The sequence below is a fragment of the Flavobacterium cerinum genome (genome assembly GCF_004028155.1).
Taxonomy (GTDB): domain Bacteria; phylum Bacteroidota; class Bacteroidia; order Flavobacteriales; family Flavobacteriaceae; genus Flavobacterium; species Flavobacterium cerinum.
On sequence record NZ_SBII01000008.1, the window covers coordinates 37,975 to 53,247 of the forward strand.

15 protein-coding genes are annotated in these 15,273 nt (G+C 38.6%); 6 read left to right on the forward strand and 9 right to left on the reverse strand.

Going from position 1 to position 15,273, the window contains the following annotated elements:
* The first annotated feature begins 65 nt into the window (after positions 1 to 65).
* The 4 genes from EPI11_RS11495 to EPI11_RS11510 all read left to right on the forward strand — a co-directional run bounded on the left by EPI11_RS11495 (position 66) and on the right by EPI11_RS11510 (position 5,676).
* Complete coding sequence (locus EPI11_RS11495; protein ID WP_128390121.1) at positions 66 to 1,967, forward strand: S9 family peptidase; 1,902 nt, start codon at positions 66 to 68, stop codon at positions 1,965 to 1,967.
* Positions 1,968 to 2,040: 73 nt separating this feature from the next.
* Positions 2,041 to 3,243, forward strand: a complete 1,203-nt coding sequence (locus EPI11_RS11500; protein ID WP_128390122.1) for a C1 family peptidase — start codon at positions 2,041 to 2,043, stop codon at positions 3,241 to 3,243.
* A gap of 73 nt (positions 3,244 to 3,316) precedes the next feature.
* Positions 3,317 to 3,904: a hypothetical protein gene (locus tag EPI11_RS11505; RefSeq protein ID WP_128390123.1), complete on the forward strand. Its 588-nt coding sequence runs from the start codon at positions 3,317 to 3,319 to the stop codon at positions 3,902 to 3,904.
* A gap of 188 nt (positions 3,905 to 4,092) precedes the next feature.
* Positions 4,093 to 5,676: an FMN-binding glutamate synthase family protein gene (locus EPI11_RS11510; RefSeq protein WP_128390124.1), complete on the forward strand. Its 1,584-nt coding sequence runs from the start codon at positions 4,093 to 4,095 to the stop codon at positions 5,674 to 5,676.
* Positions 5,677 to 5,740: 64 nt separating this feature from the next.
* Here EPI11_RS11510 and EPI11_RS11515 read toward each other — a convergent pair whose 3' ends face one another.
* From EPI11_RS11515 to pdxA, 9 genes are all read right to left on the reverse strand, one after another.
* Positions 5,741 to 6,145, reverse strand: coding sequence for a hypothetical protein (locus EPI11_RS11515; RefSeq protein ID WP_128390125.1), 405 nt, complete (start codon positions 6,143 to 6,145; stop codon positions 5,741 to 5,743).
* Between the two features lie 131 nt (positions 6,146 to 6,276).
* Complete coding sequence (locus EPI11_RS11520; RefSeq protein WP_128390126.1) at positions 6,277 to 7,530, reverse strand: serine hydrolase domain-containing protein; 1,254 nt, start codon at positions 7,528 to 7,530, stop codon at positions 6,277 to 6,279.
* A gap of 78 nt (positions 7,531 to 7,608) precedes the next feature.
* Positions 7,609 to 7,980 carry a hypothetical protein gene (locus EPI11_RS11525; RefSeq protein ID WP_128390127.1) on the reverse strand — a complete coding sequence of 124 codons (372 nt, stop codon included), beginning with the start codon at positions 7,978 to 7,980 and terminating at the stop codon, positions 7,609 to 7,611.
* 159 nt (positions 7,981 to 8,139) lie between these two features.
* On the reverse strand, positions 8,140 to 9,486 hold the full coding sequence (gene accC, locus EPI11_RS11530; RefSeq protein WP_128390128.1) for an acetyl-CoA carboxylase biotin carboxylase subunit: 1,347 nt from the start codon (positions 9,484 to 9,486) through the stop codon (positions 8,140 to 8,142).
* 92 nt (positions 9,487 to 9,578) lie between these two features.
* Positions 9,579 to 10,061, reverse strand: coding sequence for an acetyl-CoA carboxylase biotin carboxyl carrier protein (accB, locus tag EPI11_RS11535; protein ID WP_128390129.1), 483 nt, complete (start codon positions 10,059 to 10,061; stop codon positions 9,579 to 9,581).
* Between the two features lie 27 nt (positions 10,062 to 10,088).
* Positions 10,089 to 11,087 (reverse strand): beta-ketoacyl-ACP synthase III, encoded by a 999-nt coding sequence (locus EPI11_RS11540; RefSeq protein WP_128390130.1) that lies wholly within the window; start codon positions 11,085 to 11,087, stop codon positions 10,089 to 10,091.
* Positions 11,088 to 11,246: 159 nt separating this feature from the next.
* Complete coding sequence (rpmF, locus tag EPI11_RS11545; protein WP_026993360.1) at positions 11,247 to 11,441, reverse strand: 50S ribosomal protein L32; 195 nt, start codon at positions 11,439 to 11,441, stop codon at positions 11,247 to 11,249.
* Between the two features lie 9 nt (positions 11,442 to 11,450).
* Positions 11,451 to 12,002 (reverse strand): YceD family protein, encoded by a 552-nt coding sequence (locus EPI11_RS11550; protein ID WP_128390131.1) that lies wholly within the window; start codon positions 12,000 to 12,002, stop codon positions 11,451 to 11,453.
* A 135-nt stretch (positions 12,003 to 12,137) separates the two neighbouring features.
* A complete protein-coding gene (gene pdxA / locus EPI11_RS11555; protein ID WP_128390132.1) occupies positions 12,138 to 13,187 on the reverse strand; it encodes a 4-hydroxythreonine-4-phosphate dehydrogenase PdxA in 1,050 nt (349 codons plus the stop codon).
* A 52-nt stretch (positions 13,188 to 13,239) separates the two neighbouring features.
* Here pdxA and EPI11_RS11560 point away from each other — a divergent pair, with 52 nt between their 5' ends.
* Both EPI11_RS11560 and EPI11_RS11565 read left to right on the forward strand, forming a co-directional pair.
* Positions 13,240 to 13,830: a riboflavin synthase gene (locus EPI11_RS11560; RefSeq protein WP_128390133.1), complete on the forward strand. Its 591-nt coding sequence runs from the start codon at positions 13,240 to 13,242 to the stop codon at positions 13,828 to 13,830.
* A 180-nt stretch (positions 13,831 to 14,010) separates the two neighbouring features.
* Positions 14,011 to 15,273, forward strand: a complete 1,263-nt coding sequence (locus EPI11_RS11565) for a putative DNA modification/repair radical SAM protein (protein ID WP_128390134.1) — start codon at positions 14,011 to 14,013, stop codon at positions 15,271 to 15,273.

Here is a 15,273-nt window from a genome sequence, read left to right on the forward strand (position 1 = left end):
AATCACGACTTCAAAACAATCAAAGAAATTGTTTACTTTTAGCCCCTATTAAATATTGCGTTACAATGAAAAAAATTCTCCTATTAACTTTAAGCATCATGGGATTAACTGCCTCGGCACAACAACACATGACCCCGGAGCTACTCTGGAAACTAGGGCGTGTTAGCGCACTGGGCATTACTAAAGACGGAAAAAACATCGTTTATAAGGTGGCAACACCTAATATCGAAGAAAACAAATTAGATTCTAAATTCTACACTCTTCCCGTAAATGGCGGTACTGCCACAGAGGTAAAAGAATATAAAGAGCTGCTTAATGACAAGTCATTATCTCCTGATGGCAGACTTTTGCTAACATCAAAAGAAATTAAAGTTAATAAAATAGAAGGAAAAGATTTTTATCCGGAACTTCAAAAATCTAACGTTCAGATTTACAACGGACTGGATTACCGTCATTGGGACACTTGGAACACAGGCGTTCACAACCACGTAGGCTTTACTCTTGCAGACAACAAAGATAACTTTACAGACATTATGGCTGGTGAGCCGTATGATTCTCCGCAAAAACCTTTTGGCGGTGAAGAAGATTACATCTGGTCTCCGGATGGTAAAAGCATCATATATGTATCTAAGAAAAAAGCAGGCACAGCATATGCTACCAGCACTAATACAGATCTATATGAGTATAACTTAGCTACCAAAGCTACTACAAACCTAACACCTAAAAACTTAGGTTATGATACACAACCTGTTTATTCGCCGAATGGCGACCTAACCTGGCTGCAAATGAAACACGATGGCTATGAGGCTGACAAAAACGACATTATTGTTCGTTTTAAAGGCACAGACATAAATCTTACTGCCGGATGGGATGGTACTGTAGACAGCTTTACATGGAGTAAAGATGGCAAAAAAGTATATTTCCTTGCTGCTACAGATGGTACAAAACAATTGTTTGAAGTAAACTTCCCTGGACTTACAAGGATTGCAATTACTGTAAAACAACTTACTGACGGCATATTTGACGTTAACGACATTATCGGGTTTAACGGAGACAAAATAATCGTGGGTCGTACAGATATGAACCACGCAACCGAAATTTACAGTTATGATTTAAGCAAGAAAAAATGGTCACAGATCACTAAAGTGAACGATGCGGCATACGCAGGAATTGCATTGAGCAAAACCGAGAAACGTTATGTTACTACTACCGATGGCAAAAAAATGCTGGTATGGGTAATACTGCCTCCAAACTTTAATCCTAAAAAGAAATACCCTGCATTACTATACTGCCAGGGCGGACCACAATCTGCATTGTCTCAGTTTTATTCTTTTAGATGGAACTTCCAGGTTATGGCCGCACAAGACTATATTATTGTTGCCCCAAACAGACGCGGCATGCCGGGTCATGGTGTAAAATGGAATGAAGACATCAGTAAAGATTGGGGTGGCCAGGTAATGAACGACTACCTTTCTGCAATAGATGATGTTGCTAAAGAAAGCTATGTAGACAAGACAAGGCTTGGTGCAGTGGGTGCAAGTTATGGTGGCTACTCTGTATTTTACCTTGCCGGTATACACAACAACCGTTTTAAAACATTTATATCACACTGTGGTGTATTCAACCTTGAGAGTATGTATGGCACTACCGAAGAAGTTTTCTTTACCAACTGGGACAGTGGTGGACCTTACTGGGAAAAGGACAATGCTGCAGCTCAAAAAACCTACACAGAGTTTAACCCTATAAGCAAAGTGGGCAATTGGAATACACCTATCATGGTTATCCAGGGCGGTATTGATTTCCGTGTACCAATAGGGCAAGGGCAGGAAGCTTTCCAGGCAGCACAACTTAGAGGCATCAATAGCCGATTTATGTATTTCCCGGAAGAGAACCACTGGGTAATAAAACCACAAAATGCATTAGTTTGGCAGCGCGAATTCTTTAAGTGGCTAAAGGAAACTTTATAGAATGTTCACAAAAAGATAACCTTACATAAATTTTCTGTATTTTAGCGCTCAATATTTTAAATCACATATTACAATGTATAATTTTTCAGTTAAACCGTTCATAGCTGCTTCGTTGCTATTTGCGGGAATGCAAACGGGATTTGCTCAGGATTACCTGGTCAATTCACTTAAAAATAATCAAAGTGCTAACAGCACGACAGCTTTTCAATTTACCGATGTTATCAATATAGAAAATACGCCGGTAAAAAACCAAGGGTCATCCGGTACTTGCTGGAGCTATTCTGCTAACTCATTCCTTGAGTCAGAAATGATCCGTATGGGCAAACAACCTGTTGAAATATCTCAAATTTACACCGCTCGTAATGCTTACATAGAAAAAGGAAAAAACTATGTACGTATGCATGGTGCCATCACTTTAGGTGATGGTGGTGCTTTACACGATGTTATCAATATGTACCGCAAGTATGGTGCACTTCCACAAAACGTTTACACCGGTCTTAACTACGGTACAACAAGCAATAAATTTGCCGAAATGGCTGCTATGGGTGAAGGCGTTTTACAGGCAGCTGTAAAAAATCCTAACGGGGAGCTTTCTCCAAACTGGATTAAAGCTTACACATCTGTAATCGACTCTTATTTAGGAGACGTTCCTCAGTCTTTCGAATACAAAGGAAAAAAATACACTCCGCAAACATTTGCTAAAGATGTTGTAGGTATTAATCCTGATGATTATGTAGAGATCTCTTCATTAAAAGAATACCCTTACTACTCTAAGTTTGTACTAATGGTGCCGGACAACTGGTCTCTTGACTTAGTTTACAACGTAAAACTTAACGAACTTACAGACATTATAGACAATGCTCTTAAAAAAGGGTACACTGTAGGATGGGCTGGAGACGTTAGCGAAAAAGGCTTTAGCTGGAAAAATGGCGTAGCTTACATTCCTGCAAAAAACATTGCAGACATGACTCCTGAAGAAAAAGAAGGCCTTTTCCTTGGGCCAAAAGAAGAGCTTGAAATCACTGAAGACATCCGCCAGAAAGCGTTTGACAACTACCAGACTACAGATGATCACGGTATGCACATTGTAGGTCTTTCTAAAGATCAAAACGGTAAAGAATACTATATTATCAAAAACTCTTGGGGTGCATCAAACGACTACAAAGGTTATATGTACATGACTAAGAACTTTGTAAAATACAAATCTACAGCGATACTGCTTCACAAAGGTGGGATACCGGCTCCAATCGCTAAAAAATTAGATATCAAACAATAATTGCTTTTACATCTTACTAAATTAAGATCCCGGAGGTAACACTTCGGGATTTTTTTAATCTTAAAAACGAGACATGTTTATCAAAAAACTTTACACTGCATTAGTCTTCCTTATGGCTTTTGGATGTATGAATGCTCAGGAAACAACGGCATCGGTTGAAAAATCATTGTTTAATATACAAACAGGTGTTGGCATATGGGCAAGCCATGAAGGCCGATTAGCAAACCAATGGGCGTTACGCACAGAAGTAGGCCTGGATATGTGGTCGTATGAGATCCACAGATACAATTCGCTAGCAGAACGTGAAACGGGTATCTTTTTTGCACCATCTATAAGTGTAGAGCCACGCTGGTATTATAATCTACAAAAACGTGCCGACAATGGAAGACATACATCGAATAACAGCGCTAACTTTTTAACAGTTGCCGTAAAATATAGCCCGGACTGGTTTAAAACCAGTGGCCCTGACGATATATCATTACCTAATCAAATAAGCTTTGTTCCTAAATGGGGTATTCGCCGTGCTATTGCAAAAAGCAGCTTTAACTATGAACTTGGTGCTGGCTTAGGGCCTATATGGTATCTATCAGGTAAAAATGGACTAAATGATTCAGCAGACATAATGTTCGACATACACCTTCGTATAGGCTATACTTTCTAAGCAATCGTTTATAAATAATTTAATCCCGAAGCATTTACTTCGGGATTTTTTATACACTTATTTATACTCTTTCCAAGGAAACCCTTACTAAATACTTAGTATATTTGTTAGAATAGGTCTTTCCTTTTTACGAATAAAACAAAACTAACCGCTTTCAATTATTGAAAGCATAATACAATTTGCCTGGTATGAGAAAAGTATTTGTCATTTTCAGCATTACATCTTTAGCCATTATTGCGCTTCTTACTTACATTAACTGGAAATCCATCTTTTTGCTTTTAATTTTCGTTCCGTTAATCGTAATGGGTTTTTATGATATGTTTCAGTCCAAAAAAACCATTCGCCGAAATTTCCCATTATTAGGCCGGTTACGTTATCTACTCGAATCAATTGGCCCTGAGATACGCCAGTATTTCATTGAAACCGATTTAGCCGGAAAACCTTTTAACCGCCTGCAAAGAAGCTTGGTATACCAACGCAGTAAAAAAGAAACTGACACCACTCCATTTGGCACACAGCTTAATGTATATGAACCAGGTTACAAGTGGATAAACCACAGCATAAGAGCACTTCCTCTAACGGATATCGATTTTAATCCTAAAATAAAAATAGGCTCACAGCAATGTGAACGCCCATATAATGCCAGTCTTTTTAATATTAGCGCCATGAGCTACGGCTCACTAAGTAAAAATGCCATTATTGCTTTAAACTCAGGAGCAAAACAAGGTGGTTTTTACCATAACACCGGCGAAGGCGGATTATCTCCCTATCACCTGCAGGAAGGCGGCGACGTAGTTTGGAATATTGGAACCGGATACTTTAGCTGCCGCGACAACAACGGGCATTTTCTATATGATGAATACGTAAAAAGAGCCATATTAGACAACGTGAAAATGATAGAAATAAAGTTTTCGCAGGGAGCAAAACCTGGTCATGGTGGTATTTTACCAAAAGAAAAAGTAACCGATGAAATTGCTGCTATCCGTTTGGTAGAGAGAGGTAAAGATATCATCTCCCCATCTTATCACTCTGCTTTTACAACACCATTAGAATTAATGGAATTTGTAAGAACACTTCGAAAAGGATCTGGCGGAAAACCAATTGGTATAAAAATATGTATTGGCAATAAATCAGAATTCCTGTCCATTTGTAAAGCAATGGTACAAACCCAAACCTATCTCGATTTTATTACCGTAGATGGAGGTGAGGGAGGTACAGGAGCAGCACCACTGGAATATTCAGATCACGTAGGTATGCCGCTTCGTGATGCACTGGCTTTTGTACACGACTCACTGGTAGGTTTTGGTATACGCGAAGAAATAAAAATTATTTGCAGCGGAAAGATCGTAACCGGTTTTGATATTATAAAGACACTTGCCATTGGTGCCGATTTGTGCAACTCTGCCAGAGGAATGATGTTTGCCTTAGGTTGCATACAGGCGCTGGAATGCCATACTAACACCTGCCCTACCGGTGTTGCCACTCAAAATCCAAAATTGGTTAAAGGACTCGTACCCGAAGAAAAAAGCGTCCGTGTATTCCGCTTCCAGCATGAAACCGTAAAAAGTGCCATGGAACTTATGGCATCGGCAGGAATAAAACACCCTGATGAAGTAGACAGATCTATAGTAAGTATGCGCCTTGACAGCACACGAATCCAGACCTTTATGGAAACCTATCCTGAACTCACAAAAGGATGTTTGCTGAATGAAGATACAGTCCCTGAAAGACTCTCTTATTTCTGGAAAAAAGCAGCAGCAGAAAAATTCTAAAAACGAATAATCAATACACAAAAAAGCCTCACAATGTGAGGCTTTTTTTTAACTAACAAAAATTTTATCTGCCACATTTTTTCATAGCTATCGCTACAAATTTCTCGGCATCTTTTTTCTTATTCTTAGATACAGCAATTTTCTTTTTAGAACCATCATTCATTAACAGCATAATATGATGGCTTTTCTCTACCATGACTAAGGAAAGTATAGTAAAAACAATACTTATTCCAAAAACTACCGAGTATATCCAACCATGAAAATTTCTTTCATGATATACCATCAAAAAAAAGGATACAGATATGAACACCCATAACACCGAATCTAAATTGAATCGTGCAACCAGCTTTAATTTTGATATTGAATCTAAAGCAACATGATTTTCACGTAACGGAGAAGCTAAAATGACTTTATCATCAAACACTTTTCCGTAACAATTATTAAATACCGGCATTATATCCATTTCCATAGCGCAGTAATTTTTTTTAAATCCTTTTTAATAATCTATAAACAGTTATTAAAAGGAAAACCCTAAGTGGCTTAGCTAAAAAATGTTTGACCTATCAACTACACAGAACATACACACTAATAATGAAGCTATTAAGGCTTTTTATTTCCAACAGACAGTTTCTTGCTATAATCGCCTAATATATCCCAAATCCGGTAAAATTGATCGTTACCCGCTTTTGTAGAAAAACTTGTATTGATCATTAAAAAACGTCCGGTTTTTGTTTTTGGATCAAAAAACAGCATCGATACAACTCCGGCATCGCCTCCGGTATGGCCTACATATCCTTTATAGCTAAAGCCCATAAAAAGTCCTGTATTGTATTCCTCGTTGTATGGGTTCTGTTCGTTGCGTTCGCTAAAATTATTTTTATCGAGCTGTTGTTTAAACAGTTCCTTATAACTTTCTTTTTCCAACAATGTTCCCTTACCATCAAACCCTTTGATCAGTTCACACAGGTATTTTCCCATATCTTCTGCCGAAGTAATAAACCCTCCATCAGGATAAGTGATGAGTTCATAAAACGGCAATACCTTACCGGGCATTTCATACAGCATTGAACGCTTCGAAACATCAATATCCTTATAACTCCATCCGGAGCTATCCATGCGGAGCGGCTTAATAATATATTTAGCCGTAAACATGTCATAACACTCACCTGCAGCCTTTTCTATGACAAAAGCAGCCAATGTAGCCCCGATGTTAGAATACTCGTAATAAGCGCCCGGTTTGTGCTTAACAAATCCATCTTTACTATACCATTCTTCTCCATTTACTAAAATCTTTCTCAGGAATACTTCCATTGCAATTTTTGAAGATGGCAAATTGAATTGCTGAGGATAATCGAACTTACCGTTAACCGGAACATTATCCATCAATACCCACGCTTTTTGCAGGTAAAAATCGGTATCAGTAATAGAAGAAGTATGCGTTGCCAAATGCCTTATCGTAATGGGCACATCCGGAAAGGCTGGGTTAACCACTTTAAAAGGCAGGTATTTACTTATAGGATCATCAAGTTTTAACTTCCCCATTTCCTGTGCTTTCATTAGTGCGATACCAATAAATGTTTTAGAAATAGAAGCTATCGGCTGAAGTGTATTTCGCGTATATTTTTCTTTTCTTTCGGCATTAGCATATCCTATACCTTCGTTGTACAACACACCATCCTGATTTGCAATTGCCACGCCAAAACCATTAAAATTACCTTCCTTGTAAACCTCCTTCAATGCCGAATTCAACGAATCCTTTAAAGATGTTTCAACATCTGATCCTTTAGTCCCTGCTGTTTTCTGTTGGCAGGAATAAAAGGAAACAAACACGAAAAGTAAGAGTATCTTTTTCATAGACTGATTTTATCCTGGACCAAAATAATAAAAAAAAGCCCCGCTTTTCAGCAGGGCTTTCTATTCTATAATAAACTATTACAAAAATGCTTTTAGCTTTTTTATGTTCTCTGCTCTTCCTGCAGCATATTTTTTATACTGAACTTCTGTAAGTACAGATTTTAGTTTTGTATCTTTTTCTTCGTTCAATGCCTGCATTTTTTTTGCTTTAGCTACTGAAGAAGCACCCGATTCATTGTTTTCTTTCACCTTTTTAAGGTAAGCACGATTCACATCAAGTACCTGAGAATATTGACCATCATTTAAAACCAACTGAGTTTTCATCTCTGTAGTTACTGTTTTAGCGCCTTCTGCAAGCTTATCCTGGGCCATTGCCGCTGTTGTAGTTACTAGTAATAATGCAATTGCGCCTACAATTCCTTTTACCATTGATGTTACCGCTTTGAACATATTTTTGATTTTTATTAGTTAACGTGATTATTATAGTTAATAGTATAGCCTTTTCAGGTTATAAGGTCACAAATATAATAGAAATTGGTTACGGTTGTGCCTGGGCACATTAAACTTTTAGGCATAAAAAAGCCCCGCTTTTCAGCAGGGCTTTTTGTATTATGCAGGATCTTTCATTTTAAAAGATTCCATGAATTTTGTAGTGTAGTTACCGGCAACATAATCCGGCTCATCCATCAGCTGTCTGTGGAAAGGGATTGTTGTTTTAATACCTTCGATCACAAACTCATCTAATGCACGCTTCATTTTATTAATAGCTTCTTCCCTTGTTTGTGCAGTGGTAATAAGCTTAGCGATCATAGAGTCATAGTTTGGCGGAATAGTGTAGCCAGAGTATACGTGAGTATCCAGTCTTACACCATGTCCTCCTGGCATATGCAGGGTAGTAATTTTACCCGGTGATGGCCTAAAGTCATTGTAAGGATCCTCAGCATTAATACGACATTCGATAGAATGCAATTGCGGAAGGTAGTTTTTACCAGAAATTGGCACACCTGCAGCAACAAGTATTTGCTCGCGTATAAGGTCATAGTCAATTACCTGCTCGGTAATAGGGTGCTCTACCTGTATACGTGTATTCATTTCCATGAAGTAGAAATTTCTGTGCTTGTCTACAAGAAACTCAACTGTACCGGCACCTTCATATTTAATGAATTCTGCAGCTTTAACAGCAGCATCACCCATTTGCTGACGAAGTTCGTCTGTCATGAAAGGAGAAGGTGTTTCTTCAGTAAGTTTCTGGTGGCGTCTTTGTACAGAACAGTCCCTTTCAGAAAGGTGACATGCTTTACCAAAAGAATCACCTACAACCTGAATTTCGATATGGCGTGGCTCTTCGATAAGTTTTTCCATGTACATACCATCGTTACCAAAAGATGCAGCAGCTTCCTGACGTGCACTTTCCCATGCTTTAAGAAGTTCATCTTCTTTCCACACAGCTCTCATACCTTTACCACCACCACCGGCAGTAGCTTTAAGCATTACTGGGTAACCAAATTCTTTAGCCAATTGTTGTGTTTGCTCGAATGATTCTAACAATCCGTCAGATCCAGGTACACATGGCACACCTGCTGCCTTCATGGTTGCTTTAGCCGAAGCTTTGTCACCCATTTTGTCGATCATCTCTGGCGAAGCACCAATAAACTTAATGCCGTGCTCCTGGCATATTTTAGAAAACTTAGCGTTTTCTGATAAAAACCCGTAACCCGGGTGAATAGCGTCTGCATTGGTAATCTCTGCAGCAGCTATAATATTAGATATCTTAAGATAAGACAGGTTGCTTGGCGGTGGCCCTATACAAACTGCTTCATCTGCAAACTTCACGTGAAGGCTTTCGGCATCGGCAGTAGAATAAACCGCTACGGTTTTAATTCCCATCTCCCTACAGGTTCTTATTACACGAAGTGCAATTTCTCCCCTGTTTGCAATTAATATTTTTTTAAACATCGTTCCGAAAATTTTTAAATTTTGAATTATAGATTTTAAATCCTTTTGAATGTCGAAAATTCTCCACTCAAAATTTAGTATTTAAAATTTCCTTATGATGGATCTACTAAGAATAATGGCTGATCGAATTCTACCGGAGAAGCATCATCAACTAAAACCTTAACGATTTTACCTGAAATCTCAGATTCAATTTCGTTGAATAATTTCATAGCTTCGATAACACAAACTACATCTCCTTTAGAGATTGTGCTTCCTACTTCTACAAATACAGGTTTGTCCGGAGACGGTTTTCTGTAAAGTGTACCAATGATTGGCGACTTGATAGTAATGTATTTAGCATTTTCATCAGCTGCTGGTGCTGCCGCTACCGGTGCAGAAGGCGCGATTGCCTGTTGCTGTGGAGCTTGCTGCATTTGCATTTGCTGTGGAACGTGTTGAACATAAGTTGTTGTTTCAGAAGACGCAGCATCTGTAGTTTTGATGGTGATCTTAATATCATCCATCTCCAACTTAACTTCTGTAGCTCCGGATTTTGCTACAAACTTGATTAGGTTTTGAATCTCTCTAATATCCATGATTTCCGTTATTTTTTTTAGTTTGTTTTATTTTTTATCGTAAGCCCATTTAAGGTAAATAGATCCCCATGTAAATCCGCCCCCAAAGGAAGCAAAAATAAGGTTATCTCCTTTCTTAAACAAATGTTCAAAATCGTAAAGCAGTAAAGGCAGTGTTGCCGATGTAGTATTACCATACTTCTCTATGTTTACCAGCACTTTAGCTTCGTCCAGTTTCATTCTCGATGCTGTTGCATCAATAATTCTACGGTTTGCCTGGTGCGAAATCAGGTAATTTACATCGTCATGAGTAAGGTTATTTTTCTGCATAATCTTATCGCTTATGTCTGCCATGTTAGAAACTGCATATTTAAATACCGTTTTACCATCCTGGAAAACATAATGCTGACGGTTATCTACTGTTTCGTGAGAAGCAGGTAGTAACGATCCTCCGGCATCTATCTTAAGATACTCACGGCCAATACCGTCGCTTCTTAAAATTTCGTCCTGTAAACCAAGTCCTTCGTGGTTTGGCTCAAAAAGTGCCGCTCCTGCGCCATCTCCAAAGATGATGCACGTTGCCCTGTCTGTATAATCTATAATAGAAGACATTTTATCTGCTCCTATTACTAATATTTTTTTGTAACGTCCGGACTGTATATAGGCTGCCGCGGTACTCATGCCGTATAAAAAACTTGAGCACGCTGCCTGAAGGTCATAAGCAAATGCATTAACAGCACCAATTTTAGAGGCCACATAAACAGCTGTTGCTGCTACAGGCATATCCGGTGTTGTAGTTGCCAGCAATACCATATCGATTTCTGCTGGGTTTGTGCCCGACTTTTGAAGTAAGTCTTCGGCTGCTTTTATAGCTAAAAAGGAAGTTCCTTTATCTTTATCTTTAAGAATGCGCCTTTCTTTAATACCAGTTCGGGATGTAATCCACTCGTCGTTAGTGTCTACCATCGTTTCCAAAACTTTGTTTGATAATACAAAATCCGGAACGTATCCCCCTACTGCTGTAATGGCGGCTGTTATTTTACTCATAGGATAAATTTTTCAATTCAGGTGAGGAATTTGAAAAGTGGTGGAAATTACAACAAAAAAACAAATTGAGTTGTAATAAGCGCCGTTAATTTAAAATAATAGGTATTTAACAAAAAAACTCTCACGCTGTGAGAGTTTTACCCTATTTCTATACTGCAATTATGCTACAGCTTCCGCTTTGTCTATTACAACCTGGCCTCTGTAGTACATTTTGCCTTCATGCCAGTAAGCTCTGTGGTATAAATGTGCTTCTCCTGTTACAGGACATGTAGCAATTTGAGGAACAGATGCTTTATAATGTGTTCTTCTCTTATCTCTTCTGGTTTTCGAGGTCTTTCTCTTAGGATGTGCCATTTTACTATATTATTTATCCGTTAATAGTTTCTTTAATTCGTCCCAACGGGGATCTGTATTCTCTTTCGTTTCTTCTTTCTTCTGTTTCTTCTCTTCCTGTTTAGGAGCCAACTCGTTAAGTTTGTCTAATATATCAACGGCAATAGTACCGTCTTTAACTCCAGGATGTATTCGTTTTGAAGGGACAGACAACACAATCATCTCATATATATATTGAGATATGTCTACCTGGTAGTCACCATGCGGCAAAACCAGCATTTCGTCGTTGTCGTTATTAAAAGCATCACCAAACTTTACAATAAGAACCAAATTACCTTTTACAGGCAGGTCAAAATCCTCATTGGTAGTATCGCAAGGCACGTTTACCGTACCTTTATGCTTAAACGTTAGTTCGAGCATTGTGCTTTTTTTATCCAAAACTAAATTCACTTTGATATTGACATCATTATAATCATCAAATTCAAAGTCATCAAAGAACGTTTTATTAATCTCAAACTCAAACTGGTGCTTCCCTAACTTTAACCCTACAAACGGAATCAAAAATTCTTTGTTCGCTTTCATTTCCAGTCGGTTTTTTACATTTTAACAAAATAACCGCGGTCTTAAATTACCGAAACTCATTTCGTTACAACAGTTTTGAGCGTGCAAAGATAAAAAATTATTGCAATTCCAAAACGGTTATCAACATTTTTTTGTTTACAACTGTTTTTCTTTGATTTTCAGCGGGTTTTTTGTGAGCTCATTATACTCCTCCCTAGCCTGAAATATGTCTAATGCAAGATAAACTGCTTCTTTAAAAGAATTAAAATCGGCAATGCCTTTTCCTGCAATATCATAAGCTGTTCCATGATCCGGAGACGTTCTTATTCCCTCAAGACCCGCAGTATAGTTAACTCCGCCGCCAAAAGCAAGGGTTTTAAAAGGTATAAGTCCCTGGTCATGATATGCAGCTATAACAGCATCATATTTTTCATATTGGCCGCTGCCAAAAAAACTATCTGCCGAAAACGGTCCAAAAACATAAACTCCTTCTTCAAAAAGTTTTTTTAGTGCCGGTTTTACCACTTTATCATCTTCCGTACCTATTACACCGCCATCTCCACTATGTGGATTAACACCTAAAACTGCAATTTTCGGCTTACTCAATCCAAAATCCTGTTTAAGGGTTTTATTTATAGTAAGCAGTTTTTTACGGATCAAAGCTTCTGTTAAATGTGCCGAAACTTCATTTACCGGAATATGGTCTGTAAACAAACCTACTCTAAGTTTATCCTGAACCATTAGCATAAGCGCATCGCCCTGCAGTTCCTGATCAAGATAATCTGTATGCCCCGGGAATTTAAAATCTTCCGACTGTATGTTGTATTTATTGATAGGCGCCGTTACCAGCACATCTATTTTTTTGTCTTTTAGTGCAGCTACCGCTTCTGTAAACGATTTCACAGCATACTTGCCAATAGTTTCGTCATTTTTACCAAAATCGACGTTTACACTTTCTTTCCAAATGTTAAGCACGTTTATTTTTCCCACTACCATCTGATCTAATTGATCTATACCATGAAGGTTACAGCTTAGATCCATCGTTTTCTTTATAAAAGAAAGCACTTTTACATTACCAAAGATAACGGGCGTGCAAAATTCGAGCATGCGGGTATCCTCAAAAGTTTTAAGAATAACCTCACTACCTATACCATTAAGATCGCCTATAGATATACCTACAATTACATTTTCTGCCTTTTTTGTCATGATACCGTTTTATTGTACTTTTGGAGGGACAAATTTAGTAAAATAAATCAGCATGTTTACAGGAATTATTGAAACACAGGGAACCATTACCCAAATAGCAAAAGATAACGACAATATTAACATAACTATCAGCTCTGCTATTACTAACGAACTTAAAATTGACCAGAGTGTATCGCACGATGGCGTATGTCTTACCGTAGTAGCACTCGAGAACGACACTTATACTGTTACCGCCATAAAAGAGACACTGGACAAGACCAATCTTAAAGGCTGGGCACAGGGCGGTATTGTAAATTTAGAGCGCGCCATGAAACTGGGCGACCGTCTTGACGGACACATTGTACAGGGACACGTAGACCAAACCGGAATTTGCAAGAGTGTTGAAAATGCTAACGGAAGCTGGTATTTTACTTTTGAATATGATAAAGGACCAAGTAACATTACTATAGAAAAAGGTTCTATAACGGTAAACGGCGTAAGCTTAACAGTTGTAAACTCTAAAGACAATGAATTTAGCGTGGCTATTATTCCATATACTTTTGAGCATACCAATTTTAAAAGCATAAAAGCCGGGACCATAGTAAACCTTGAGTTTGATGTAGTAGGAAAATATGTTGCAAGACTGCACGGATTACGCAATTAAAAATCACTAAAAGCCTCTCACTCCACGAGAGGCTTTTTTATTTTTGAGCGACTTTACTTATATAATAAATTTACTGCTTAAGCCCTAACGTTAAATTGTTTATAACCTTTTCCTTTTTAACAATTTCCTGCTTTTTACGGGTGTGGTATTTGATTATTTTTGTAGAAAAAGGAGGCAAAAATGTATGACCGGATTAGAGAGAAGCTAAGCATCCTTGCAGATGCAGCAAAGTATGATGTATCCTGTTCTTCCAGCGGAGGCAACCGCAAAAATGACAACAAAGGCATTGGCGACAGCAGTGCCAGCGGTATTTGCCACACCTATACCGAAGACGGCCGCTGTGTATCGCTTCTAAAAATATTACTTACCAATCATTGCGTGTATGACTGTGCCTTTTGCGTATCGCGAAAGAGCAACGATGTTAAACGCGCCGCATTTACTGTAGACGAAGTCGTAGAGCTTACCATGAGCTTTTACAGACGTAATTATATTGAAGGATTATTTCTGAGCTCGGGTATTTTTAAAAATGCCGATTTTACCATGGAACGCCTGGTTCGCATTGCTAAAAGGCTTCGTCTTGAAGAGCGTTTTAATGGATACATCCATTTAAAGACCATCCCCGGAGCCAGCCAGGAACTGCTTACCGAAGCCGGCCTTTATGCCGACAGGATGAGCATTAACCTTGAAATGCCTACCGAAATGGGACTAAAGCTTCTGGCTCCCGAAAAATCACACGACGATGTAAAGATGCCGCTGGGTTTTATAAAAGACACTATAGCTAAATTTAAAGACGAGAAAAAGACCGGACTTATAAAGAGCATTCCAAAATTTGTGCCTGCAGGCCAAAGTACGCAAATGGTTATTGGCGCTACGCCCGAAACTGATATGGAAATCATGTACAGCGCAGACGAGTATTATAAAAACTTTTCGCTTAAGCGCGTATACTATTCCGGTTACATCCCTATAAGCCACGATAGTCGTATGCCGGTAATTGGCAGCCAGCCACCTTTATTGCGTGAAAACAGATTGTATCAAACAGATTGGCTTATGCGTTTTTATGGCTTTAATGTAAAAGAACTCCTCAACACTAACAATCCGCATCTGGATACTGATATCGACCCTAAGCTAAGCTGGGCATTGCGCAACCTCGAGCAGTTTCCCGTAGACATAAATACCGCCGATTATCACATGATCCTGCGTGTGCCGGGCATAGGCGTAAACTCTGCACAAAAAATAGTCCAGGCCCGCAAATTTGGTAAACTGCGAAGCGATCAGCTTAAAAAAATAGGAATATCGTATAACAGGGCAAAACATTTTATCCGTTGTGCCGACAGTCCTATTATACTCAATGAGCCCGATGCACCACATTTAAAGAGCATTATTCTTACAGAAAGCAGCAGTAAGTATTTAAAAGTACCGCAAAACCAGCTGTCGTTATTTTAA